This window comes from Streptomyces sp. NPDC049577, from assembly GCF_040675635.1.
GTDB lineage: Bacteria > Actinomycetota > Actinomycetes > Streptomycetales > Streptomycetaceae > Streptomyces.
Window position 1 is genome coordinate 1 of the sequence record NZ_JBFAPH010000330.1, and the last position, 6,996, is coordinate 6,996.

Annotated in this window: 5 protein-coding genes and 1 pseudogene; all 6 read left to right on the forward strand. The window is 67.5% G+C overall.

Annotated features, from left to right (window positions below):
* Positions 1-1,152: pseudogene (locus AB0K09_RS27275) on the forward strand (translational GTPase TypA); the annotation flags it as partial.
* A 537-nt stretch (positions 1,153-1,689) separates the two neighbouring features.
* Entirely contained in the window at positions 1,690-3,387 is a 1,698-nt protein-coding gene (locus tag AB0K09_RS27280; protein ID WP_366068063.1) for a peptide ABC transporter substrate-binding protein, read from the forward strand.
* 182 nt (positions 3,388-3,569) lie between these two features.
* Positions 3,570-4,496 carry an ABC transporter permease gene (locus tag AB0K09_RS27285; RefSeq protein WP_366068064.1) on the forward strand — a complete coding sequence of 309 codons (927 nt, stop codon included), beginning with the start codon at positions 3,570-3,572 and terminating at the stop codon, positions 4,494-4,496.
* 32 nt (positions 4,497-4,528) lie between these two features.
* Complete coding sequence (locus AB0K09_RS27290) at positions 4,529-5,458, forward strand: ABC transporter permease (RefSeq protein ID WP_366068065.1); 930 nt, start codon at positions 4,529-4,531, stop codon at positions 5,456-5,458.
* Between the two features lie 58 nt (positions 5,459-5,516).
* The gene (locus tag AB0K09_RS27295; protein WP_366068066.1) at positions 5,517-6,575 is read left to right on the forward strand and encodes an ABC transporter ATP-binding protein; all 1,059 of its coding nucleotides are present in this window, start codon (positions 5,517-5,519) and stop codon (positions 6,573-6,575) included.
* A 7-nt stretch (positions 6,576-6,582) separates the two neighbouring features.
* Positions 6,583-6,996 (forward strand): ATP-binding cassette domain-containing protein (locus tag AB0K09_RS27300; RefSeq protein WP_366068067.1); only part of this gene is annotated, 414 nt, incomplete at its 3' end.

The following is a 6,996-nucleotide window of genomic DNA, read 5'->3' on the forward strand; positions in this document are numbered from 1 at the left end:
GTCGCGTGGATCAAGCGCGACGGCTCGATGCAGAACGTCCGCATCACCGAGCTGATGATGACCGAGGCGCTCACCCGCAAGCCCGCCGAGAAGGCCGGCCCGGGCGACATCTGCGCCGTCGCCGGTATCCCCGACATCATGATCGGTGAGACCCTGGCCGACCCGGAGAACCCGGTCGCCCTGCCGCTGATCACGGTCGACGAGCCCGCGATCTCCATGACCATCGGCACGAACACCTCGCCGCTGGTCGGCCGTGGTGGCACGGGCAAGGGCGCGGACGCCAAGGCCGCGGTCAAGGACCGCAAGGTCACCGCCCGCCAGGTCAAGGACCGTCTGGACCGCGAGCTGATCGGTAACGTCTCGCTGCGCGTCCTGGACACCGAGCGCCCCGACGCCTGGGAGGTGCAGGGCCGCGGTGAGCTGGCGCTGGCCATCCTGGTCGAGCAGATGCGCCGCGAGGGCTTCGAGATGACCATCGGCAAGCCGCAGGTCGTCACCAAGGAGATCGACGGCAAGACCTACGAGCCGGTCGAGCGTATGACGATCGACGTGCCCGAGGAGCACATGGGCGCCGTCACCCAGCTGATGGGTGTCCGCAAGGGCCGCATGGACAACATGTCCAACCACGGCTCCGGCTGGGTCCGCATGGAGTTCGTCGTGCCGTCCCGCGGTCTGATCGGCTTCCGGACCGAGTTCCTGACCCAGACCCGCGGCACGGGCATCGCCCACTCCATCCACGAGGGCCACGAGCCGTGGTTCGGCACCCTGCAGACCCGTAACAACGGTTCGCTGGTCGCCGACCGCGCCGGTGCCGTCACCGCCTTCGCGATGACGAACCTCCAGGAGCGCGGCGTGCTGTTCACCGACCCGGGCACCGAGGTGTACGAGGGCATGATCGTCGGCGAGAACTCGCGCTCCGACGACATGGACGTCAACATCACCAAGGAGAAGAAGCTCACCAACATGCGCTCCTCCTCCGCCGACTCCTTCGAGGCGATCGTCCCGCCGCGCAAGCTCTCCCTGGAGCAGTCGCTGGAGTTCTGCCGCGACGACGAGTGCGTCGAGGTGACCCCGGAGGCGGTCCGCATCCGCAAGGTCGTCCTGGACCAGAAGGAGCGCAGCCGCACCGCGTCCCGCGCCAAGCACGGCTGAGACCGCGCCGTCGGCTGACGGTCGTAGTTCGCACCCGGGCCCGGGGCCACCGCTCTTCCGAGCGGTGGCCCCGGGCCCGGGCCGTTTCCGGGGCCCGCTTACGGTGGGGAACCGGCGGTGCGGAGCCGGGCGCCAGTCCCGATCCGGCCATAACTGCCTCCCGCGTCGCGCGAATACCGTCCCGGGATCCGTCCGATGGCCGGTGGATTAACCGCGGATGCCCGTATATCGGACTCCCGACTCCGGATGTTGTGTTAACAGTCCGTTTCGTAGGTGTCTGTCCCCGCCGCGTTTGTCCGGATATTAAGCGGGTCGAGGTGATCGATGTGACCAAAGCGAGACCCTGTAAGTGTGGTTTAAAGCGCGGCCTTGCTTAATAGTTGGGTTCACTGAGCTCGGGTCAATGGGTCACGCGCTGTGGGGAGCGCCGACTCACGAGCACACTTGGGGCACCGGTCCCGACTCCGCTGTCAGGGGTGTCAGCGGGGGCCCGGTGTCCCTCCTTGTAGAACAGTGGACTCATGAGGAGGCGAACCCATGCGCGGTGCCAAGAGCGCCAAGTGGGTCACGGGCGCGATAGTCGTGGCCCTGGCTGCGACCGCCTGTGGCGGCGGAGGTAAGAAGAACGACGACGCCGCTCCGGCTGGAAAGCGCGAGCCGTTCAACAACCCGGCAACCGCGCCGGCGTCCAACCCGAAGCAGGGTGGAACCTTCAGCCTCGGCATCACCGAGCCGAAGTTCATCGACCCGTACAACTCGCAGGAGAGCGAGGGCGAGGTCGTCACGCAGGCCCTCTTCACCGGTCTCTACAAGCCGACGGCGGACGGCAAGCTCGTTCCGATGCTGGCCACGTCCGGCACCTCGGACGACAAGTGCACCGTCTGGGACTTCGGCGTCAAGACCGGTACGAAGTTCACCAACGGCGAGGACGTCGACGCCGAGTCCTTCGTCCGCGGCTGGACCCGCGCGGCGCTGAAGGAGTCCGCCTCCGACGTCGCCTACCACATGGCCGGCATCAAGGGCTTCGACGACATCCAGGGCGGCAAGACCGACAAGTTCGAGGGCGTCACCGCCCCGGCGCCCGACAAGCTCCACGTCGAACTCTCCAAGCCCGACTGCGGGTTCAACATCAAGACCGGTCACTCGGTCTTCTCGCCCGTCCCGAAGGCCGCCGGCGCCGCCAACAACAAGGACTACAACGAGGCTCCGATCGGCAACGGCCCCTTCAAGATGGAGGGCAAGTGGGAGCACAACAAGAGCATCACGCTCGTCCGTAACGACGACTACGGGCTGCAGAAGGCTCACCTGGACAAGGTGAACATCAGCATCCTCAACCCGCAGAACAGCGTCCAGCTGGAGACCCAGGGCTTCCAGGCCGGCCAGTTCGACTGGGCCCGCATGCCGGTCCCGCAGATGCCCACTCTGAAGGCGAAGTACGCCAAGGACAACGAGTGGCTCGAGCAGGAGACGGCGGGCATGAACTTCGTGCTCCCGATCACCGACAACGGCCCGCTCAAGACCAAGGAGGCCCGCCTCGCGGTCTCCTACGCCATCGACCGCAACGCGATCGCCAACGGCGTGTTCAAGGGCCTGCAGTCGGCCTCCACCACCATCCTGCCGCCGTCCTTCAAGGGCGTGTACCAGGACGGTCTGTGCGGCTCCTGCGTCAAGCAGGACAAGGACAAGGCCAAGGAGCTGGCCGAGAAGGCCGGCCTCGGCAAGGGCACCAGCATCGACCTGCAGTACAACACCGGTGCCGGCCACGAGGAGTGGATGCAGGCCGTCGCCAAGCAGATCGAGGACGTGCTCGGCTGGAAGGTCAACCTGAAGGGTCAGGCCTTCGCCCAGCTGCTGGACGCCGAGCAGTCGCCGAAGGGCAGCGGCATGTTCCGCTTCGCCTGGAGCGCCGACTACCCGACGCCGGACGCCATCCTCTTCCCGCTGCTGGCCACGCAGTCCATCAACAAGGACGCCAACGGCAAGGTCGTCGGTGACAACCGCAGCCGCTGGAGCAACAAGGAGTTCGACACCCTGCTGGACAAGGCGCGCGAGACCAAGGACGAGGCCGCGCGCAACAAGCTCTACCAGCAGGCCGAGAAGATCGCGCTCGACGACGCGGCCCTCATCCCGGTGTACACGCGTACCCAGCAGCGTCTGGTGAACACGAAGAAGTTCGCCGGTGTCTCCATGGACTACGTGGAGAACCCGACCCTCGCGGACATCTCCCTGCGCTAGCCCATCGGGTATGAAGCGGGCGGCGGCCCAGGCCGCCGCCCGCCGAGCACTCCGAGGCCGTGGAGAACGGGAGCCCCCCGCCCTCCACGGCCTCTTTCCCGCGTCGCCCCCCACGTCCGCGCCGCCCTGCCCCGCCGGCAGCGGCCGCGACCTGCGGGGACCCCTCAGGAAGAAGGCACTCCATGGGCCGGTACATCGCACGACGGCTCGGACAGCTCGTCCTCGTCGTCCTCGGCGCCACCATGATTCTCTTCGCCTGCCTCTTCGTCCTGCCCGGAGACCCCGTCGGGTCCGTGGCAGGCAGCGACAAGGCACGCGACCCCGCCGTGGTCAAGGAACTGCGGCACCGCTACGGGCTCGACGAGCCCCTCGTCGTCCAGTACGGCAACTACGTCGGCAAGCTGGCCCAGGGCGACCTCGGTCAGGACTACACCCAGGGCCGCCCCGTCACGGAGATCCTCAAGCCGAAGATCGCCAACACCGCCAAGCTGGCGGTCCTGGCGATCGCCTTCGACGTCGCCCTCGGTGTGGTCGTGGGTGTCATCGCGGCGCTGAAGAGGTACAGCGTGACCGACGTGATCACGACGATCACGACGACGATCTTCATCGGCGTGCCGCCGTTCGTGCTCGGCATGCTGCTGCAGTCCGTCTTCGCCGTCCGGCTCGGCTGGGTGCCCGTGGTGGCCGACGGCTCGTTCAAGACGATGCTGCTCCCGGCCCTCACCCTCGCGCTGCTGGACGCCGCGATCGTCTCCCGTCTGATGCGCGGCTCGATGCTCGAGATCATGCGCGCCGACTACGTGAAGACGGCCATCGCCAAGGGAGTGCCCAAGCGCCAGGTGCTCACCAAGCACATCCTGCGCAACTCGATCATCCCCGTGGTCACCTACATCGGCATCTCGTTCGGCACCCTGCTGGGCGGCGCGCTGATCAGCGAGGCGATCTTCAACTGGGACGGCATCGGCCTCGCCCTCGTCACCGCCATCACCCAGAACAACAACCCCATCGTGATCGGCGTCGTCACCATCAGCGTCGGCGTCTTCGTCGTGATGAACCTGATCGTCGACCTGTTGTACGCGGTCCTCGACCCCCGTATCCGGCTCGGCTGAGCGAGCAACGGTCAACGAAGAGAGAAATGACGATGACCAACATTGTGAGTGCCGAGCTCGGGGGCGAGCCCAGGCCGACGGCAGACGGCAAGGCGGCCGGCAGCGGCGAGCCCGAGATCAAGGCCACCAAGCAGTGGACCGACATCCGTAAGCGGTTCGTCAAGAACCGGCTCGCCGTGGTCGGCCTCGGCCTGGTCGCCCTGCTGTTCCTGACCGCGATCCTCGCTCCGCTGATCGCCCCGCACGACCCGTACGAGCAGGACCTGACCAACACCCTCGCGGACCCCTCCGGGGACCACTGGGCCGGCACCGACGCCCTGGGCCGCGACGTGTTCTCGCGCGTGATCTACGGCGCCCGCATCGCCGTGATCGTCGGTCTCGCCTCGATGCTGCTGGCCACGGTCCTCGGCATCATCCTGGGCGCGCTGGCCGGTTACTTCGGCCGCGGGGTCGACAGCCTCATCATGCGCATCGCGGACATCTTCTTCGCGTTCCCGCTGCTCGTCGGCGCCATCGTGATCATCCTGCTGACCGGCCGCGGCGTCCTGCCCGTCGTGCTCTCCCTGGCCCTCTTCGGCTGGGCCACGATCTCGCGACTGCTGCGCAGCTCGATCCTGTCGGTCCGTGAGGCGGACTACGTGATGGCGGCGAAGGCCCTGGGCGCCGGCACCCGGCGCATCCTGCTCCGCCACGTGCTGCCCAACTCCATCGCCCCGGTGCTCATCTTCGCCACCACGAGCGTCGGCATCTCCGTGGTCGCGGAGGCGTCCCTGTCGTTCCTCGGCGTCGGCGTCTCCCCGGACACCCCCGAGTGGGGCACCATGATCTCCGCCTCCCGTGACTTCGTCGGCGTCAACGACATCTTCTGGGCCGTGCCCAGCGCCGCTGTCGTGCTGTCGTGCCTCGGCTTCGTCTTCGTCGGCGACGGCCTGCGCGACGCCCTCGACCCGAAGCTGCGGTGACCGGGATGACTCAGCAGCGGCACGAGAACCACGGCCCGCGCGGGCGAAGGAAGGCATCATGACCACGGTCGAGAAGAACCCCGGCACCAACGGGGCGGACGCGGCGAAGACCAAGAAGGCACCCCTGCTGGAAGTCCGCGACCTGCACGTGGAGTTCAAGACGGACCAGGGCGTCGCCAAGGCCGTCAACGGTGTCTCGTACACCGTCGACGCCGGTGAGACGCTGGCCGTGCTCGGCGAGTCGGGCTCCGGCAAGTCCGTCACCGCCCAGGCCATCATGGGCATCCTGGACATGCCCCCCGGGCGCATCCCCAGCGGGGAGATCTTCTTCCACGGCCAGGACATCCTGAAGCTCGGGGAAGAGGAGCGGCGCAAGCTGCGCGGCGCCAAGATGGCGATGATCTTCCAGGACGCGCTGTCCGCCCTCAACCCCGTGCACTCCGTCGGCGCCCAGATCGGCGAGATGTTCCGGGTCCACAAGGGCATGTCCAAGGCCGACGCCAAGGCCAAGGCCGTCGAGCTGATGGACCGGGTGCGTATCCCGGCGGCGAAGCAGCGGGTGAACGACTATCCGCATCAGTTCTCGGGCGGTATGCGTCAGCGCATCATGATTGCGATGGCGCTGGCGCTGGAGCCGGAGCTGATCATCGCGGACGAGCCGACCACGGCCCTGGACGTGACGGTCCAGGCCCAGGTCATGGACCTGCTCGCGGAGCTCCAGCGCGAGTACAACATGGGTCTGATCCTGATCACCCACGACCTCGGTGTCGTCGCAGACGTCGCGGACAAGATCGCCGTGATGTACGCCGGCCGCATCGTCGAGACCTCCCCGGTCCACGACATCTACAAGCGCCCCGCGCACCCGTACAGCAAGGGTCTGCTCGACTCGATCCCGCGCCTGGACCACAAGGGCCAGGAGCTGTACGCGATCAAGGGCCTGCCGCCCAACCTGCTGGCGATCCCGCCGGGTTGCGCCTTCAGCCCCCGCTGCTCGCGCGCCCAGGACCTGTGCCGCACGGACGTGCCGGCCCTGCACCAGGTGACCGAGCGCGACGGTGCCGAGCTGGCCGGCCGCGGCAGCGCCTGCCACTTCTGGAAGGAGACCATCCATGGCTGAGCCGAAGATGAACGACGAGGCCGCAGTCTCCGACCAGCCGGCCGCCGACGAGGTCGCGAAGGTCGAGGCCGCGATCAGCAAGCCCGTGCGCGAGGGGGAGCCGATCCTCCAGGTGCGCAACCTGGTCAAGCACTTCCCGATCACCCAGGGCCTGCTGCTCAAGAAGCAGATCGGCGCGGTCAAGGCCGTCGACGGCGTGTCCTTCGACCTCTACCAGGGCGAGACGCTCGGCATCGTCGGCGAGTCCGGCTGTGGCAAGTCCACGGTCGCCAAGCTGCTGATGATGCTGGAGACGGCCAGCTCGGGCGAGATCCTGTACAAGGGTCAGGACATCACGAAGTTGTCGGGGCGTGCGCTGAAGGCGGTGCGCCGGAACATCCAGATGGTGTTCCAGGACCCGTACACCTCGCTGAACCCGCGG